The organism is Ruegeria sp. CF2 (genome assembly GCF_056537385.1).
In genome coordinates, this window is the sequence record NZ_JBQFRL010000001.1 from 1,848,597 (window position 1) to 1,864,810 (window position 16,214).

Below are 16,214 nucleotides of genomic sequence, written 5' to 3' on the forward strand. Positions count from 1 at the left end.
CGCGCCTATTTGGTGCCGAACATCCGGTCTCCGGCATCGCCCAGACCGGGCATGATGTAGCCTTTGGAATTCAGCTCGCGGTCTAGTGCGGCAGTCACGATCTTGACGTCGGGATGCGCTTCTTTCATTCGGGCCACGCCTTCGGGGGCGGCCAGCAGGCACAGGAACCGGATGTCGGTGGCACCGGCCTGTTTCAGAAGGTCGATCGCTGCGGCCGAGCTGTTGCCGGTGGCCAGCATCGGGTCAACCGCAATAACCAGCCGATCTTTAAGGCCTTCGGGGGCCTTGAAGTAGTACTGCACCGGCTGCAGCGTTTCTTCATCGCGATACAGGCCCACAAATCCGACCCGCGCCGAGGGCACCAGCTCCAGAACGCCGTCCAGCATCCCGTTGCCCGCGCGCAGGATCGACACCAGCGCCAGCTTCTTGCCCGCCAGGATCGGCGCGTCCATTTCCTCCATCGGGGTTTCGATATGGCGCGTGGTCAGGGGCATTTCGCGCGTGACTTCATAGGCCAGCAGCAGCGTGATCTCGCGCAGCAATTGCCGGAACGAGGCGGTCGAGGTGCCCTTGTCCCTCATGAGCGTCAGTTTGTGCTGAACCAGCGGGTGGTCGACGACGGTCAGATGTTCGCTCATGTGTTCTCCAGTCTTTTTCTAACCCTTGCGCGGGTCTCTTCATCGCAGAATGCGGCATTCAGGGCGGTGTCGTTCAGCGCGGCGAAATCCTCGGCGTCCCAGCCGAAGGCCTGGGCCAGCATGTCATATTCGCGGCGCAGGGTGGTATGAAAAAACGGCGGGTCATCGGTGGATACCGTGACCTTCACACCCGCCTCGCGCAGCCGCGCGATCGGGTGGGCGGCAAAATCAGGGTACAGGCCCAGCACCACGTTCGAGCCCGGGCAGACCTCGAGCGTGACGCCCCGGTCGGCCAGTTCATGTACCAAATCGGGGTCTTCGATGGCACGAACCCCATGGCCCACACGTTCGACCCCCAGCGCGCGGACCGCATCGCGCACGCTTTCGGGGCCGCCGAATTCGCCGGCATGGGTGGTCAGGCGCAATCCGGCCTCGCGCGCGCAGTCGAAGGCCCATTTGAAATCGGCCTGCTGGCCCATGGCCTCGTTCCCGCCCATACCGAAACCGGTGATCCAGTCACCGGCGGTTTCGGCGGCGCACAGCGCGCTGCGCTTGGCCTTGTCGGGCCCGAAATGGCGCACGCAGGTCACCACCCCGCGCAGGGTGATGTCGAACTTGCGCTCGGCTTCGTCGGCGGCGTCCTGAATGGCGGCCAGATAGTCGCGCCAGGCGTGCAGATCACCCCCGCCGCAGAAATCGGGGCTGAGGAAGGTTTCGGAATAGACCACCCCGTTCGCAGCACTTTCTTCCAGGATCGCCAGCGTCAGGCGGCGGAAATCCTCGGGCGTTTTCAACACCTCGCAGGCGGCCTCGTAGACGCTGAGGAAATGCGCGAAATCGCGAAAGTCATAGCTGCCGTCGGGCTTGAAGATGCCGCTCAGGTCAACCTTCTTTTCATGCGCCAGCTGGCGGATGAAGGCGGGCGGGGCCGCGCCTTCGTGATGCAGGTGCAGTTCGATCTTGGGCAGGTCTGCGACGGTCATAGAAAGGTCCTTCCCGGCCCTTGCGCCGGAATGTTCAGGTGATGGGCGATGCTGGCGGCCACGTCGGCGAAATTGACTTGCCCGATCTGTCCGGCCCCCAGGCCGGCGGTCAGCACCGGCACCTGCTCGCGGGTGTGGTCGGTGCCGATCCAGCTTGGGTCGTTGCCGTGATCGGCGGTCAGCAGAAACAGGTCGCCCGGGCGCAGCCGGGGCAGGATACGGCCAATCTCGGCGTCGAACCATTCCAGCGCGCGGGCATAGCCCGAGATGTCGCGCCGGTGGCCGTACTGGCTGTCAAACTCGACGAAATTTGCGAATGTCAGGCTGCCGTCCTCGGCGCTGTCTACAAGGCGCGAGAGGTGACCCATCAGTTCGGCGTCCGAGCCCTTGTCCAGCGTGTCGATCCCCTGCATCGAGTAGATGTCACCGATCTTGCCCACGCCATGCACCGTGCGCCCGGCATCCTGCGCCCAATTGGTCAGCACCGGAGCAGGCGGCGTGATGGCGAAATCCTTGCGGTTGGTGGTGCGGACAAACCCCTGTTCCGGCGATCCCACGAAGGGGCGCGCGATCACCCGGCCCACCTTCATCTCGTGCAGCATGGGGGCCAGGGTCCGGCACATCTGGTACAGACGCTCCAGCCCGAACGTCTCCTCGTGCGCGGCAATCTGGAACACGCTGTCGGCCGAGGTATAGCAGATCGGCCAACCCGTGCGCATATGTTCAGCGCCCAGTTCGGCAATGATCGTGGTGCCCGAGGCATGGCAATTGCCCAAAATGCCCTCGGTAGCTGCGGCTTGTGCAGCGGCGCGGGTCACATCATCAGGGAACGCGGGGACCGTGTCGGGGAAATAGTGCCAGTCCCATGGCACCGGCAGCCCGGCCAGTTCCCAATGACCCGAAGGCGTGTCCTTGCCCGGCGAATGTTCGCGCGCGCACCCCCACAGGCCGGTCGGGTCGGCCTCCAACCCCGGCACATCCGCGCCCGACGCCAGCCGCACCGCCGCCCCCAGCCCCAGCGCATCGAGGTTGGGTAGGCGCAACGGCCCGGACCGACCATCCTCGGCCCGCCCTTCGGCGCAGGCCTGCGCGATATGGGCCACCGTGTTCGCGCCCGTGTCCGGCACGTCGCCGTTGAAGAACCGGTTAGCATCCGGCGCACCGCCGATACCCACCGAATCCATCACCACAAGGAACGCGCGGCTCATGCGAGGATCCTTTCTTGTACCAGCTCCGGCACCGGAACGGGCGCTGGGCCGATGGTGATCGCGGCACGCACGGCTTGCGCGGCCCGCTGCGCGGCGTCCTCGCGCGCGGCATGGACCACGGCCAGCGGCGTCCCGGCCGAGACCTTGTCGCCCAGCCGCACCAGCCCCGACAGGCCCACCGCCGGGTCGATCGCGTCGCTTTCCACCTGCCGGCCACCGCCCAGCGCCACGACAGCAAGGCCCAGCGCCTCGCCGTCCATCGCGGTGACATAGCCTTCGTCTTGGGCCGTGACCTCAAGAATCACGCTGGCCTCGGGCAGATAGCGCGCCCAGTCATCAACCAGCCCCAGCGGCCCGCCTACCGCGGCCATCATCCGTCCGAACCGTTCGGCCGCACGGCCATCGCGGATCACCTCGGCGATCATGTCCCGCCCGGCCCGCGCGTCGCCGACCATACCTGCGTCAGACAGCAGAACACCGCCCAGCTCGGCCGAAATCCCGGCCAGGGGCGAGGGCTGCCCACTGGTCAGCACCTTCATCACTTCGGCGATTTCCAAGGCGTTGCCCAAGGCGGGCGCCAGCGGCTGGTTCATGTCGGTGATCAGGGCCGAGGTCCGGCACCCGGCCGTATTGGCCGTTTCGGTCAGGGCCTGCGCCAGCTTGCGCGCCTCGTCCAGCGTTTTCATGAAGGCTCCGCTGCCCACCTTGACGTCCAGCACCAGCGCATCCGGGCTGGCCGCCAGTTTCTTGGACAGGATCGAGGCGGTGATCAGATCGAGGCTTTCGACCGTGGCGGTCACGTCGCGGATGGCATAGAGCCGCTTGTCAGCCGGGGCGATCTGGGCCGTCGCGCCGACGATGGCGGCACCGGTCTCGGCCAAAATCTGGGCCAACCGGTCCTGGCTGATCTGGGTCGATACGCCGGGAATCGCCTCGAGCTTGTCGAGCGTCCCGCCGGTATGGCCCAGACCGCGGCCCGAGATCATCGGCACATAGGCCCCGCATTCCGCCAGCGCCGGAGCCAACACAAGGCTGACGCAATCCCCCACCCCGCCGGTCGAATGCTTGTCGATCACCGGGCCGCCCAGATCCCAGGTCAAAACCTCACCGCTGTCGCGCATGGCCAGCGTCAGCGCGGCGCGGCCTTCGGGACCCAGCCCGCCCATGCAGACGGCCATGGCAAAGGCTCCGGCCTGGGCGTCGCTGACGCTGCCATCGGCCAGACCTTGGGCGAACCACGCCAGTTCGCCGGAATCCGGCACCTCGCGGCGGCGCAGTTTCGCGATAATCGAACGGGCGTCCATGGGCGCGGCCCTTACATGAACGAGGCGTCGAAGGCGCCAGGCAGCAGCTCGCCGATGGTCGTGCGGGTCTCAATCCCGTCCACCGTCGCCATGGTGACCACCACGTCCTTGTCTCCGAACTCGGCCAGTTTCTGCCGGCACCCGCCGCAGGGCGGCACCGGTTGCGGGCTGGAGGCCACCACATAGACCTCGGCCAGCTTGTTTTCTCCGGCGGCGACCATCGCGGCGATCGCACCGGCCTCGGCGCAGGTTCCTTCGGGATAGGCCACGTTTTCCACGTTGCAGCCCGCGAACACTTCGCCCGACGGGGTGCGGAGCGCGGCGCCTACCTTGAAATTCGAATAGGGCGCATAGGCGTTTTCACGCACCTTGAGGGCTGCTTCTTTCAACGACATGGCGATTCCCCGATTTTTGATCATCTGGTCAGAATGCCATACCCTACTGGAAATCCGCGGGGGAATTGAAGCCCCCTCTGCACGGGAATCTCGGCGCGCCCGCGCGTCAGCCCAGATCGGTCTTGAAATACCCCGGCAGCGTGACCTCGAGCAGTTCGACATCGTCGCTGGGGTCGGCCAGCCGCGTGCGCATTCCGGGCGGGATGACAAAGGCATCGCCCTGCTCCAGCCGAAATGGATCACGGCCTTCACCTTCCAGGGTGACGGTCCCGTTCATCACGAAGGTAAAGTGGATATCGGCATCATGGCTGGCCCAGACCGGGTCGCCCTGCCCCCGGCGCACCACCTGAACGCCCGCCACGCCCTTGGTGTTTTCGGCAATCGTCGTGTCGCGGTATTGATAGCCCGGCAGGCGGAACGGCTGCCACGCTGCCCCTTCGGCCCGGTTGTAGACGAACCGCTGGCCCTGCCATTCCCGCTCGGGGCGGTAATGCGGCGTGGGCAGCTGCATTTCGTGGTCGATCTCGGTGACATGTTCGGCCGGAACGCCGATTTCGATCACCTGCACGTTGTCCGACGCTTCGAGCACGCGGTGCCGGATTTCGGGTGGCTGAATGAAACAGTCGCCAGCGGTCAGGCGCATCTTGTCCCCCTGATCCTCATAGACCACATCCACCCAGCCATGGATGCAGAAGATCAGCTGGAACCCGACCTTGTGGAAATGCACCATGTCCGGGACCGGGCCGCCGTCGGGAATGCGGATGTGGCTGGCGATGATCGACCCGCCCAGCCGGTCGGGCACCAGATCGCGGTAATGCATGCCCGCGCGCCCGATGATCCAGGGCGCCTGATCCTTGAGCCTGCGGACGACGAAGGAATGAACCGTCTCGGGCATCACCAGGGGCGGGTTGCGCTCTTCGATCTCGATGCGGGTGCCGTTGGGGGCGACCAGGCTGCGCTGACCGCCGGCAAACCCGTCCGGGTCATCGGTGAGGATGCGCAAGGTGCCCGGCGCCTCGGGCGCGTCCTTTTCCACCCGCAGGCGCAGTCCATGCCCGGAAAACACCGCGACCCGCGGGTCATCCGCCGGATAGATCATGTCCATCCGCATGCCCAGAACCTTGGTGTAGAACGGAATGTCGTCGCGCAGTTCTTGGGTCGGAATGCGGAATTCGGCTATGGTGTCGGTCATGCTGGTCTCCTCTGCGCAGGACTGTGAGGGGCCGTTGGGGGATTTGCAAGTCGGGGTCGGATCCGCCGTCATGCGATTTCGAGGTTTCCCCTGCGTCAGAAATAGTTTAGCACTAAACTAAATTCCAAACGGGAAGTTTTGACATGTCCGACACACCCAGCCTGCGCCAGGCCGCACTTGATTACCACGCGCATCCGAAGCCTGGGAAACTGGAGATCAAGGCGACCAAACCCATGGCCAACGGGCGCGACCTTGCCCGCGCCTATTCGCCCGGCGTGGCCGAGGCGAGCCTTGAGATCAAGGCCGACCCGGCGACCGCCGAGATGTATACCGCGCGCGGCAATCTGGTGGCGGTGGTTTCGAATGGCACCGCGGTGCTGGGGCTGGGCAATATCGGCGCGCTGGCCTCCAAGCCGGTGATGGAGGGCAAGGCCGTCCTGTTCAAGAAATTCGCCGGCATCGACTGTTTCGACATCGAGGTGAACGAACCCGATCCCGAGAAGCTGGCCGATATCGTCTGCGCGCTGGAGCCCACCTTCGGCGCGATCAACCTCGAAGACATCAAGGCACCCGATTGCTTTGTCGTCGAGAAACTGTGCCGCGAGCGGATGAACATCCCGGTGTTCCACGACGACCAGCACGGCACCGCCATCGTGGTGGGGGCCGCTGCGCGCAACGCGCTGCACGTGGCCGACAAGCGGTTCGAGGATATCAAGGTGGTTTCCACCGGCGGCGGTGCGGCTGGGATCGCCTGCCTGAACATGCTGGTCAAGCTGGGCGTCAAGCGCGAGAACATCTGGCTGTGCGACATTCACGGGCTGGTCTATGAAGGTCGGGCCGAAGACATGAACCCGCACAAGGACCAATTCGCCCAGAAAACCGACCTGCGCACGCTGGATCAGGTGATCAACGGGGCCGACCTGTTTCTGGGCCTCAGCGGGCCGAACGTTCTCAAGCCCGAGATGGTCGCACGCATGGCCAAACAGCCGATCATCTTTGCCCTTGCGAACCCGACCCCGGAGATCCTGCCCGACGCCGCGCGCGAAGTCGCCCCCGACGCCATCATCGCCACCGGGCGCAGCGACTTCCCGAACCAGGTGAACAACGTCCTGTGTTTCCCGTTCATCTTCCGCGGCGCGTTGGACGTGGGCGCGACCGAGATCAACGATGCCATGCAGATCGCCTGCGTCGAAGGCATCGCCGAAATGGCCCGCGCCACCACCAGCGCCGAGGCCGCAGCCGCCTACAAGGGCGAACAGCTGACCTTCGGCCCAGACTACCTGATCCCCAAGCCGTTCGATCCGCGACTGGTGGGTGTGGTATCCTCGGCTGTGGCCCGGGCCGCGATGGAAAGCGGCGTCGCCAGGCGCCCCATCGAGGACATCGAAGCCTACAAGGAAAAGCTGAACCAGACGGTCTTCAAGTCCGCCCTACTGATGCGCCCCGTCTTCGAGGCCGCCGCCGCCGCCTCGCGCCGCATCGTCTTTGCCGAAGGCGAAGACGAACGCGTGCTGCGCGCCGCTCAGGCGATTCTTGAGGAAACCACCGAAACCCCGATCCTGATCGGCCGTCCCGAGGTGATCGAGGCCCGCTGCGAACGTCTGGGCCTGTCGGTCCGCCCCGGGCAGGACTTCCAGATCGTGAACCCGGAAAACGACCCTCGTTATTATGACTATTGGAACTCGTACCACCAAATCATGCAGCGTCGGGGGGTAACGCCTGATCTGGCCAAGGCGATCATGCGGACCAATTCCACCGCGATCGGCGCAATCATGGTTCACAGGGGTGAAGCCGACAGCATGATCTGCGGCACCTTTGGCGAGTATCGTTGGCACCTGAACTATGTCGAGCAGGTGTTGAATGACGGCGACCTGCGCCCGCACGGCGCATTGTCCCTCATGATCCTTGAAGACGGCCCGCTGTTCATCGCCGACACTCATGTCCGGCAATTGCCCAGCCCGGAAGAACTTGCTGAGATCACCGTCGGCGCCGCGCGCCATGTCCGGCGTTTCGGGCTGGCGCCAAAGATCGCGTTCTGCTCGCAATCGCAGTTCGGCAATCAGGCCGAGGGCTCGGGCAAGCGCCTGCGCGAAGCCATCGCAGTATTGGACAGCAAGCCCCGCGACTTCATCTATGAAGGCGAAATGAACCTGGACGTGGCCCTGGACCCCGAACTGCGCGAGCGGATATTCCCCAATTCCCGCTTGGAGGGGGCCGCCAACGTTCTGATCTTTGCCCATGCGGACGCGGCCAGCGGTGTGCGCAACATACTGAAGATGAAGGCAGACGGCATCGAGGTCGGCCCCATCCTGATGGGCATGGGCAACAAGGCGCATATCGTGACACCTTCGATCACCGCGCGCGGGCTGCTGAACATGGCGGCAATTGCCGGAACGCCCGTCGCGCATTACGGTTGACCACGGCGGCCCGACCGGTCTGGCCGCCCTGCCGAGGGAGGTCATCATGAAAGGTCACTGCCACTGTGGCGCCGTGCGATGGGCCAGCGATGCCGAGATCGCCTGGAGCTGCTACTGTCATTGCGCGGATTGCCGTCGCAATTGCGCTGCCCCGGTCACTGCGTTCATCGGGCTGCCCCACGATTCGGTGACGTGGTCGGGGGATGCGCCGCGCGTGTACAACTCGTCTAAGGATGTCGAACGCCTGTTCTGCGGGACCTGCGGCACGCCGATGGCATATCGCAATGCCCGCGACCGGGTGAACATTCATCTCTACACCGCCACGTTGGACAACCCCGAGGATGCTGCGCCCCGGTTTCACGTTTATCACGCCGAGCATCTGCACTGGCTGAACATCGAGGACAGCCTGCCCCGATATGCGGGAACGGCGACCTGATCCGAATCTGACAAACCCACTTTTGCACCGGACGCTTTGCGAATTTGCAAGTTCTGCGGAAATTTCCCGCTTAGGCGCGCAAACAAGGATCATTTGCAAAACTTTGCAAGACAATTGGGGCAGTTCTGCAAATATTTCGCGATAAACTGACGCGCCGTCACGCGCGCCGCTTGCTCGGTTAGCCGTCCGCGCCTAACACAATGCGAGCATTTTTTGGGAGGAGGACCCATGGCATACCAGGACGTTTACGAGAGCTGGCAAAAAGACCCAGAGGCTTTCTGGATGGACGCAGCCAAAGGAATTGACTGGTTCCAACCGCCAAGCAAGGCCCTGTTTGACGACAACGCCCCTCTCTATGAATGGTTCTGCGATGCCAAGGTGAACACCTGCTGGAACGCCGTGGACCGCCATGTGGAAAACGGCCGGGGCGAGCAGACGGCCATCATCTATGACAGCCCGATCACCCACACCAAGCGCGAGATCTCCTACATGGAACTGCGCAATCGCGTGGCGACCCTGGCCGGTGCGCTGCGGGCCAAGGGGATCGAAAAGGGCGACCGCGTCATCATCTACATGCCGATGATCCCCGAGGCGCTCGAGGCGATGCTGGCCTGCGCGCGGCTGGGTGCGGTGCATTCGGTGGTCTTTGGCGGGTTTGCCAGCAACGAACTGGCGGTGCGGATCGACGACGCCAAACCCAAGGCGATCATCGCGGCGTCCTGCGGGCTGGAGCCCGGTCGTGTGGTACATTACAAGCCATTGCTGGACGGCGCCATCGACATGGCCAGCCACAAGCCCGAGTTCTGCGTGATCTTCCAGCGCGAACAGGAAGTGGCCAAGCTGATCGAAGGGCGCGACTTCAACTGGCACGGCTTCCAATACGGTGTCGAGCCGGCCGAGTGTGTGCCGGTCGCAGGCAATGATCCCGCCTACATCCTTTACACCTCGGGCACCACGGGGGCGCCCAAAGGCGTCGTGCGGCCCACGGCGGGGCACCTTGTGGCGCTGAACTGGACGATGAAGAACATCTACAACGTCGATCCCGGCGATGTGTTCTGGGCGGCCTCGGACGTGGGCTGGGTCGTGGGGCACTCCTACATCTGCTATGGCCCGCTGATCCACGGCAACACCACCATCGTGTTCGAGGGCAAGCCCGTCGGCACACCCGATGCCGGCACCTTCTGGCGGGTGATTTCCGAGCACAAGGTCAAAAGCTTTTTTACCGCCCCAACGGCGATCCGCGCGGTCAAGCGCGAGGACCCCAAGGGCGAGATGCTGGCGAAATACGACCTGTCCTGCCTCAAGGCCCTGTTCCTGGCCGGTGAACGCGCCGACCCGGACACGATCACTTGGGCGCAGGACGCGCTGAAGGTTCCGGTCGTCGACCACTGGTGGCAGACCGAAACCGGCTGGACCATCGCCGGCAACCCGCTGGGGATCGAGGAACTGCCGATCAAGCTGGGCTCGCCCGCCAAGCCGATGCCCGGCTATGACGTGCAGATCCTGGACGAAGGCGGCCACCCGATGAAACCGGGCGAGCTGGGCGCGATCGCGGTCAAGCTGCCCCTGCCGCCGGGAACGCTGCCGACCCTGTGGAATGCCGAGGAGCGGTTCAAGAAATCCTATCTCGAGCATTTCCCGGGCTACTATGAAACCGGCGATGCCGGGATGATCGACGAAGACGGTTACCTGTATATCATGGCCCGCACCGATGACGTGATCAACGTGGCCGGCCATCGCCTGTCCACCGGCGCGATGGAGGAGGTTCTGGCAGCCCATCCCGATGTGGCCGAATGCGCAGTCATCGGTGTATCGGACCAGTTGAAGGGTCAGGCCCCGGTTGGCTTCCTGTGCCTGAACGCAGGCTGCAATCGTGACCATGCCGAGATCGCGAAAGAGGTCGTGCAGATGGTGCGCGACAAAATCGGGCCCGTTGCGGCATTCAAACTGGCCGTCGTAGTGGATCGTCTGCCAAAGACACGGTCTGGCAAGATCCTGCGTGGAACGATGGTGTCGATCGCCGATGGCAAAGATTACAAAATGCCTGCAACAATCGACGACCCGGCCATTCTGGACGAGATCACCGAAGCCCTGAAATCAATCGGTTACGCCCAGTAACCGGGCATCGGGCGGCCCTGGGCCGCCCGCCCTGCCTTGCGGGGTTGCAACCATTAGCAGACCGCCTACTGTGCCCTTGACGGAGGGCACATGGCAAATGACGACATCTGGCGCCTGAGCGCCACAGAACTCGCAAAACTGACTCGCTCCGGCGAATTGAGCGCGACCGAAGCCGTCCAAAGCGCAATCGACCGGATGCAGGCGCTGAACCCGGCGTTGAATGCCGTCGTCGAAGACCTCAGCACCGAGGCGCAGGAGCGTGCCCGGGCGCTGGACGCCGCGCGGGCGCGCGGCAAACCGACCGGCCCGCTGCACGGCGTTCCCGTCACGATCAAAGTCAATGTCGACCAGAAGGACCATGCCACGACCAATGGCGTAGCCGCTCTGAAAGACGTAATTGCCCCAGATAATGCGCCCGTCGTGTCGAACCTGCTGAAGGCTGGGGCGGTGGTGATTGGCCGGACCAACACGCCCGAGTTCTCATTCCGTGCCGACACCGACAACCCGCTTTATGGACGCACCCACAACCCTTGGGGCCGACATATTTCTCCCGGGGGCTCCTCGGGCGGGGCCGGTGTGGCGGTGATGACGGGCATGGGGGCGCTGGCGCATGGCAACGACATCGGCGGCAGCCTGCGGTTTCCGGCCGCGGCCCTTGGCGCGGTGACCGTGAAGCCGGGCCTTGGCCGCGTTCCCGCATGGAACCCCAGCCAAACCGCCGAACGCGGACTGCTTGCGCAATCCATGTCGGTGCAAGGCCTGATCACCCGCAGCGCGGCCGACCTGCACCTGGCCATGCCCAGCCTGATCGCGCCGGATCCGCGCGATCCGTTTCACGTCCCGCTGCCCTGGCGCGTGGCCGAGCCTGACCAGCAGCCGCGGGTGGCTTTCACCAAGAACACTTTCGGTTACGATCTCCACCCCGAGGTCGACAAGGCGCTGGACACGGCCCGTGATGCACTGGTTGATGCCGGGTACACCGTTGACGAGATCGACCCTCCGAACGTGTTCGAATGTGGACGGCTTGGTTATCGCGCATTGATGGGCGAAGTGCTGACCCTGATGAAAGCCGATGTCGAGGCGGCCGGGTCCGAGACCATCCAACGCATCTTTGCCACTTACTTCCAGGAATTTCCCCCGATCACAGGCCCGGACCTGATCCGGGCACTGGCGCAGCGCAGCCACTATGCGCGGGAATGGTCCCTGTTCATGGAGGACTACCCGCTGGTGCTGTCGCCTTTCCTGCCGCAGCCCTTTTTCAGACCCGACCGTGATACGGAAGGCTCGGAAGGCGTGCACGAAGTGCTGGGCTGCGCAGTCTATTCCTATGCCATGAACTTTCTGGGCCTGCCCGCCGCCTGCGTTCCGGCGCGTTTGGCCGAGTTGCCGAGCGGGCGCCAGCCAATCAACGTTCAGATCGCAGCGCAGCGCTGGCGCGAGGACCTTGCCGTGGACGCAGCCGTCGCAATTGAAGCCCGGGTTGGTCGTATGGCTGATCACCTGTGGGCCGATCTGGCAAGCACGGGCTGAAACACCAACCGCTTTCAAATGCCCCAAAATAATTGACCCCGGGACTGAGAGCCCGGGGTCCAAGTGCTAAAATATGCCCGGATTGTGATGACGAGCGTAGCACCACCCACCCTCGCCAGCGCGAAAACTGCGCAATCATCCGAAAACACCATTTGGTGGCCACTCACTCCCACCGCGGCGTGTTCTCCGGGCAGGATTAGCATAGCTGAGAGGCGGTCAGCTTCCTGTGAACTGCTTCACATAAGTCCGAGAATCTCGGGAATTTATGTAAATTGTTCAATCGTTAGACGCTCTTCCAAGCCATGACCGGGATCAAACAGGATCCTGTGGCGGATCTTGGGTTCCGACCGAATCTCGACCCAATCGATATCCGGAAAGGATATGGAATCAGCGTCCGCCATCACCGGGCGCTTGTCGGCTTCAAGCACGTCAAAGCGCACGTGCGCCGTGCTGGGCAGCAACGCACCGCGCCACCGCCGAGGGCGAAAGGCCGCAATGGCCGTCAGCGCCAGAACGTCCGACCCAATGGGCAGAATCGGGCCATGTGCCGAATAGTTGTAGGCGGTCGACCCGGCGGGCGTGGACAACAGCGCGCCATCACAGACCAGTTCGGCCAACCGCACGCGGCCATTCACGCTGATCTTCAGGCGCGCGGCTTGCGGACCGGCACGCAGCAACGAAACCTCGTTAATCGCAAGGGCTTCGTGCACCTGCCCCGATTGGTCCATGGCCTTCATCGTCAAGGGGTTGATGACTTCTTCTTCGGCTGCTTTCAGACGCTCCATCAGATCGGCTTCGTGGAACTCGTTCATCAGAAACCCGATGGTCCCGCGATTCATGCCGTAGACCGGCACATCCAGATGCTGCGTGTTGTGCAGCGTCCGCAACATGAACCCGTCGCCGCCCAGCGCCACGATGACATCCGCATCTCGGGGGGCCGCATTGCCATAGCGTGCAACCAGTTTGTTGCGGGCCGACTGCGCGACATCCACGTCGCTGGCGAGAAAAGCGATTCTCTTTGTCATGTTTTCCGGTTTCCGGTGCTGCGCATTTGGTTCCGAAACAAACATACCTTTCCCCATTAGGCCAGACGTGACGCCGCAGCTGGCCATTTCGTCGCTTTAAAGTCTTTTTCATCCGCACAGTTTCCTATAGGAAATCCGCCAAACCAACCTCAGCCATGCGGAGCGCCCATGAACGCCAACCTTCGTGATACCGGTTTCTTCACCCAGTCCCTCGCGGATCGCGACCCTGAACTTTTCGGGGCAATCACGTCCGAACTGGGACGTCAGCGCGACGAGATCGAGCTGATCGCTTCGGAAAACATCGTCAGCGCAGCCGTAATGGAGGCGCAGGGCTCGGTCATGACCAACAAGTACGCCGAAGGTTATCCCGGGCGGCGTTACTATGGCGGTTGCCAGTTCGTCGACATCGCCGAGAACCTGGCCATCGACCGCGCCAAGCAACTTTTCGGTTGCGAATTCGCCAACGTGCAGCCGAATTCGGGATCACAAGCCAACCAAGGCGTGTTCCAGGCGCTGATCCAGCCGGGCGACACCATTCTGGGCATGAGCCTGGATGCTGGCGGTCACCTGACCCATGGCGCCAAGCCCAACCAGTCGGGCAAGTGGTTCAATGCGGTTCAGTACGGCGTGCGCAAGCAGGACAACATGCTGGACTACGATCAGGTCGAGGCGCTGGCCAAAGAACACCAGCCCAAGCTGATCATCGCCGGCGGCTCCGCCATTCCGCGCCAGATCGACTTTGCTCGCATTCGCGAGATCGCCGACATGGTGGACGCCTATCTGCACGTGGACATGGCGCATTTCGCCGGCCTTGTCGCCGCGGGTGAGCATCCCAGCCCCTTCCCGCACGCGCATGTGGCCACGACCACCACGCACAAAACCCTGCGCGGCCCACGTGGCGGCATGATCCTGACCAATGACGAGACGATCGCCAAGAAAGTGAATTCGGCCATCTTCCCGGGCATCCAGGGCGGCCCACTGATGCATGTGATCGCGGCAAAGGCCGTGGCATTTGGCGAGGCGCTGCAGCCTTCGTTCAAAGACTACATCAAACAGGTCGTCGTCAACGCTCAGGCGTTGTCGGATCAGCTGATCAAGGGCGGCCTGGACACGGTGACCCACGGCACTGACACCCATGTTGTTCTGGTCGACCTGCGCCCAAAAGGCGTCAAGGGCAACGCGACCGAAAAGGCGCTGGGCCGTGCGCACATCACCTGCAACAAGAACGGCGTGCCGTTTGATCCTGAAAAGCCGACCGTGACCAGCGGCATTCGTCTGGGTTCGCCCGCCGGTACGACCCGAGGTTTTGGAGAGCCCGAGTTCCGCCAGATCGCGGACTGGATCATCGAAGTGGTCGATGGACTGGCCGCCAATGGTGAAGACAACAACGGTGAGGTCGAGGCGCGGGTCAAAGCGCAGGTCGCGGATCTGTGCGCAAAGTTCCCGATCTACCCGAACCTCTGACGCCACAAGTTCAGAAACAACAAAATGGCGCCTTTAGCGGGCGCCATTTTTCTTTGCTGTCAGATGCCCTGATCAGATCAGATCGCGCCACCACAGCACGACCAGAAACAGCGCGACCAAGGCCAGGATATTGAAGGCCAGCCCCCCGAGCATGCCCAGAAACCAACCCCAGCGGCGATCCGCCAGATTGATGGCGCGCAAATGCGACTGAACATCCTTTGCCGCCTTTTCCAGGGTCGGCGAGTCCAGGGTCAGCCGGAGCTTGGGATGCTCGACCAACGGCTCGGCACGGGCCAGTTCCATTGCCTGTTTGTAGACCTTGCGCGGCAAGCGGCGCTTGGCACGGCGCACCGACTCGGCCAGGGTCTTGCCCTTTGCGCCCAGTTTTTTGCGCAACAGAAATATCGTCTGCGCGATCTGGGTCTGAATTTCTGTTTCCTGAGCCATGCGCCCCTCCTGATGGGGCAATCTAACGGTCTGCGCAGGCGGTCACAATGGGGCTGGTTGTCCGGGGCGCCGGAGGCTATCAGAAAGACATGCTGAACACGATCACACATGGCGAACCGACGTCCCGCACACCGCTGCTGATTGCCCATGGGCTATACGGATCGGCCCGAAACTGGGGGGTGATCGCGCGTCGGCTGTCAGACGAACGTCAGGTGGTGGCGGTCGACATGCGCAATCACGCCCACAGCTTCTGGGACGACCGGCACGATTATCCGGCATTGGCGGATGATTTGGCTGAGGTCATCGAAAGCATGGGCGGCGTGGCAGACGTGATCGGGCATTCGATGGGCGGCAAGTCGGCAATGACATTGGCGCTCGAGCATGGCGAAATGGTCAACAGGTTGGTCGTGGCGGACATTGCTCCGGTTCGGTACAGCCACACGCAAATGCCATATATCGAGGCCATGCGCGCCGTGGACATGACACAGGTCGCGCGCCGCTCGGACGTGGAACAGCAACTGGCCGATCTTGGAGTCGAGAAGGCATTGCAGAGCTTCTTCACTCAGTCGCTGGACGTTCCCGGCAAACGCTGGCGGCTGAACCTGGACGTATTGGCCAAAGAGATGCCGAATATCATGGGTTTTCCGGACTTTACCTCACACTGGGACGGCCCGGCACTGTTTCTCGCCGGTGCGGAGTCGGACTATGTTCAGGCAAGTCACCGCGAAGTCATCAAATCTTTGTTCCCGAACGCCCGTTTCGCCAAGATTCCGGGCGCAGGCCATTGGCTGCACGCCGAAAAACCGCGCGAGTTCGAAGCTGCTGTCCGGACATTTCTGAACGCCGCCTAAGCTCTCTATTGGTACAGGCGCTTGGCGACCAGCCAGGATGCGGGCAAAGCCGCGACCGCTCCGACGGCTGCGGCACCCACGATGGCCAGGGTCGAAACCATTCCCGCGGTCAGCACGGCGATAACGGCCGTACCCGCGAGGGCGGTCGCGATCAGGGAATACAGTAGCGCTGCAAGTCTCATCATTGCCAGTCGTCCTTGTTGATG

At 63.3% G+C, this 16,214-nt stretch carries 15 protein-coding genes; 6 read left to right on the forward strand and 9 right to left on the reverse strand.

Going from position 1 to position 16,214, the window contains the following annotated elements; genetic code table 11:
• Positions 1-5: 5 nt before the first annotated feature.
• The 6 genes from upp to ACR0IR_RS09295 all read right to left on the reverse strand — a co-directional run bounded on the left by upp (position 6) and on the right by ACR0IR_RS09295 (position 5,720).
• Positions 6-638 (reverse strand): uracil phosphoribosyltransferase, encoded by a 633-nt coding sequence (upp, locus tag ACR0IR_RS09270; protein WP_093962638.1) that lies wholly within the window; start codon positions 636-638, stop codon positions 6-8.
• Positions 635-1,621 carry an adenosine deaminase gene (locus ACR0IR_RS09275; RefSeq protein WP_170363039.1) on the reverse strand — a complete coding sequence of 329 codons (987 nt, stop codon included), beginning with the start codon at positions 1,619-1,621 and terminating at the stop codon, positions 635-637. The genes upp and ACR0IR_RS09275 overlap by 4 nt, the downstream gene beginning before the upstream one ends.
• A complete protein-coding gene (locus ACR0IR_RS09280) occupies positions 1,618-2,829 on the reverse strand; it encodes a phosphopentomutase (protein WP_170363038.1) in 1,212 nt (403 codons plus the stop codon). Before ACR0IR_RS09280 ends, ACR0IR_RS09275 begins: the two co-directional genes overlap by 4 nt.
• Complete coding sequence (locus ACR0IR_RS09285) at positions 2,826-4,133, reverse strand: thymidine phosphorylase (RefSeq protein WP_170363037.1); 1,308 nt, start codon at positions 4,131-4,133, stop codon at positions 2,826-2,828. The genes ACR0IR_RS09280 and ACR0IR_RS09285 overlap by 4 nt, the downstream gene beginning before the upstream one ends.
• Before the next feature lie 11 nt (positions 4,134-4,144).
• A complete protein-coding gene (locus ACR0IR_RS09290; RefSeq protein ID WP_170363036.1) occupies positions 4,145-4,528 on the reverse strand; it encodes a cytidine deaminase in 384 nt (127 codons plus the stop codon).
• 106 nt (positions 4,529-4,634) lie between these two features.
• Positions 4,635-5,720 carry a cupin domain-containing protein gene (locus tag ACR0IR_RS09295; protein WP_170363035.1) on the reverse strand — a complete coding sequence of 362 codons (1,086 nt, stop codon included), beginning with the start codon at positions 5,718-5,720 and terminating at the stop codon, positions 4,635-4,637.
• Positions 5,721-5,863: 143 nt separating this feature from the next.
• On the opposite strand from ACR0IR_RS09295, the gene ACR0IR_RS09300 reads away from it, so the two are divergent.
• From ACR0IR_RS09300 to ACR0IR_RS09315, 4 genes are all read left to right on the forward strand, one after another.
• Positions 5,864-8,137, forward strand: a complete 2,274-nt coding sequence (locus ACR0IR_RS09300; protein WP_170363034.1) for an NADP-dependent malic enzyme — start codon at positions 5,864-5,866, stop codon at positions 8,135-8,137.
• A 46-nt stretch (positions 8,138-8,183) separates the two neighbouring features.
• Positions 8,184-8,573 carry a GFA family protein gene (locus ACR0IR_RS09305; protein ID WP_170363033.1) on the forward strand — a complete coding sequence of 130 codons (390 nt, stop codon included), beginning with the start codon at positions 8,184-8,186 and terminating at the stop codon, positions 8,571-8,573.
• Between the two features lie 228 nt (positions 8,574-8,801).
• The gene (gene prpE / locus ACR0IR_RS09310; RefSeq protein ID WP_170363032.1) at positions 8,802-10,691 is read left to right on the forward strand and encodes a propionate-CoA ligase PrpE; all 1,890 of its coding nucleotides are present in this window, start codon (positions 8,802-8,804) and stop codon (positions 10,689-10,691) included.
• 90 nt (positions 10,692-10,781) lie between these two features.
• Entirely contained in the window at positions 10,782-12,221 is a 1,440-nt protein-coding gene (locus ACR0IR_RS09315) for an amidase family protein (RefSeq protein WP_170363031.1), read from the forward strand.
• A 263-nt stretch (positions 12,222-12,484) separates the two neighbouring features.
• Here ACR0IR_RS09315 and ACR0IR_RS09320 read toward each other — a convergent pair whose 3' ends face one another.
• Positions 12,485-13,246, reverse strand: coding sequence for an NAD kinase (locus ACR0IR_RS09320; RefSeq protein WP_170363030.1), 762 nt, complete (start codon positions 13,244-13,246; stop codon positions 12,485-12,487).
• Positions 13,247-13,414: 168 nt separating this feature from the next.
• Between ACR0IR_RS09320 and glyA the strand changes: the two genes are divergently transcribed.
• A complete protein-coding gene (gene glyA, locus ACR0IR_RS09325; protein ID WP_170363029.1) occupies positions 13,415-14,710 on the forward strand; it encodes a serine hydroxymethyltransferase in 1,296 nt (431 codons plus the stop codon).
• Positions 14,711-14,782: 72 nt separating this feature from the next.
• Here the strand turns inward: glyA and ACR0IR_RS09330 are convergent, their stop codons facing one another.
• Complete coding sequence (locus ACR0IR_RS09330) at positions 14,783-15,157, reverse strand: hypothetical protein (RefSeq protein WP_170363028.1); 375 nt, start codon at positions 15,155-15,157, stop codon at positions 14,783-14,785.
• 47 nt (positions 15,158-15,204) lie between these two features.
• On the opposite strand from ACR0IR_RS09330, the gene ACR0IR_RS09335 reads away from it, so the two are divergent.
• Complete coding sequence (locus ACR0IR_RS09335; RefSeq protein ID WP_254430694.1) at positions 15,205-16,008, forward strand: alpha/beta fold hydrolase; 804 nt, start codon at positions 15,205-15,207, stop codon at positions 16,006-16,008.
• Between the two features lie 5 nt (positions 16,009-16,013).
• Here the strand turns inward: ACR0IR_RS09335 and ACR0IR_RS09340 are convergent, their stop codons facing one another.
• Complete coding sequence (locus ACR0IR_RS09340) at positions 16,014-16,193, reverse strand: hypothetical protein (protein WP_170363027.1); 180 nt, start codon at positions 16,191-16,193, stop codon at positions 16,014-16,016.
• Positions 16,194-16,214: the final 21 nt, after the last annotated feature.

What these genes read in the sequence shown, in the direction of transcription:
- upp (WP_093962638.1), bottom strand. Translation starts at nt 638, where the DNA reads ATGAGCGAACATCTGACCGTCGTCGACCACCCGCTGGTTCAGCACAAA.
- ACR0IR_RS09275 (WP_170363039.1), bottom strand. Translation starts at nt 1,621, where the DNA reads ATGACCGTCGCAGACCTGCCCAAGATCGAACTGCACCTGCATCACGAA.
- ACR0IR_RS09280 (WP_170363038.1), bottom strand. Translation starts at nt 2,829, where the DNA reads ATGAGCCGCGCGTTCCTTGTGGTGATGGATTCGGTGGGTATCGGCGGT.
- ACR0IR_RS09285 (WP_170363037.1), bottom strand. Translation starts at nt 4,133, where the DNA reads ATGGACGCCCGTTCGATTATCGCGAAACTGCGCCGCCGCGAGGTGCCG.
- ACR0IR_RS09290 (WP_170363036.1), bottom strand. Translation starts at nt 4,528, where the DNA reads ATGTCGTTGAAAGAAGCAGCCCTCAAGGTGCGTGAAAACGCCTATGCG.
- ACR0IR_RS09295 (WP_170363035.1), bottom strand. Translation starts at nt 5,720, where the DNA reads ATGACCGACACCATAGCCGAATTCCGCATTCCGACCCAAGAACTGCGC.
- ACR0IR_RS09300 (WP_170363034.1), top strand. Translation starts at nt 5,864, where the DNA reads ATGTCCGACACACCCAGCCTGCGCCAGGCCGCACTTGATTACCACGCG.
- ACR0IR_RS09305 (WP_170363033.1), top strand. Translation starts at nt 8,184, where the DNA reads ATGAAAGGTCACTGCCACTGTGGCGCCGTGCGATGGGCCAGCGATGCC.
- prpE (WP_170363032.1), top strand. Translation starts at nt 8,802, where the DNA reads ATGGCATACCAGGACGTTTACGAGAGCTGGCAAAAAGACCCAGAGGCT.
- ACR0IR_RS09315 (WP_170363031.1), top strand. Translation starts at nt 10,782, where the DNA reads ATGGCAAATGACGACATCTGGCGCCTGAGCGCCACAGAACTCGCAAAA.
- ACR0IR_RS09320 (WP_170363030.1), bottom strand. Translation starts at nt 13,246, where the DNA reads ATGACAAAGAGAATCGCTTTTCTCGCCAGCGACGTGGATGTCGCGCAG.
- glyA (WP_170363029.1), top strand. Translation starts at nt 13,415, where the DNA reads ATGAACGCCAACCTTCGTGATACCGGTTTCTTCACCCAGTCCCTCGCG.
- ACR0IR_RS09330 (WP_170363028.1), bottom strand. Translation starts at nt 15,157, where the DNA reads ATGGCTCAGGAAACAGAAATTCAGACCCAGATCGCGCAGACGATATTT.
- ACR0IR_RS09335 (WP_254430694.1), top strand. Translation starts at nt 15,205, where the DNA reads ATGGGGCTGGTTGTCCGGGGCGCCGGAGGCTATCAGAAAGACATGCTG.
- ACR0IR_RS09340 (WP_170363027.1), bottom strand. Translation starts at nt 16,193, where the DNA reads ATGATGAGACTTGCAGCGCTACTGTATTCCCTGATCGCGACCGCCCTC.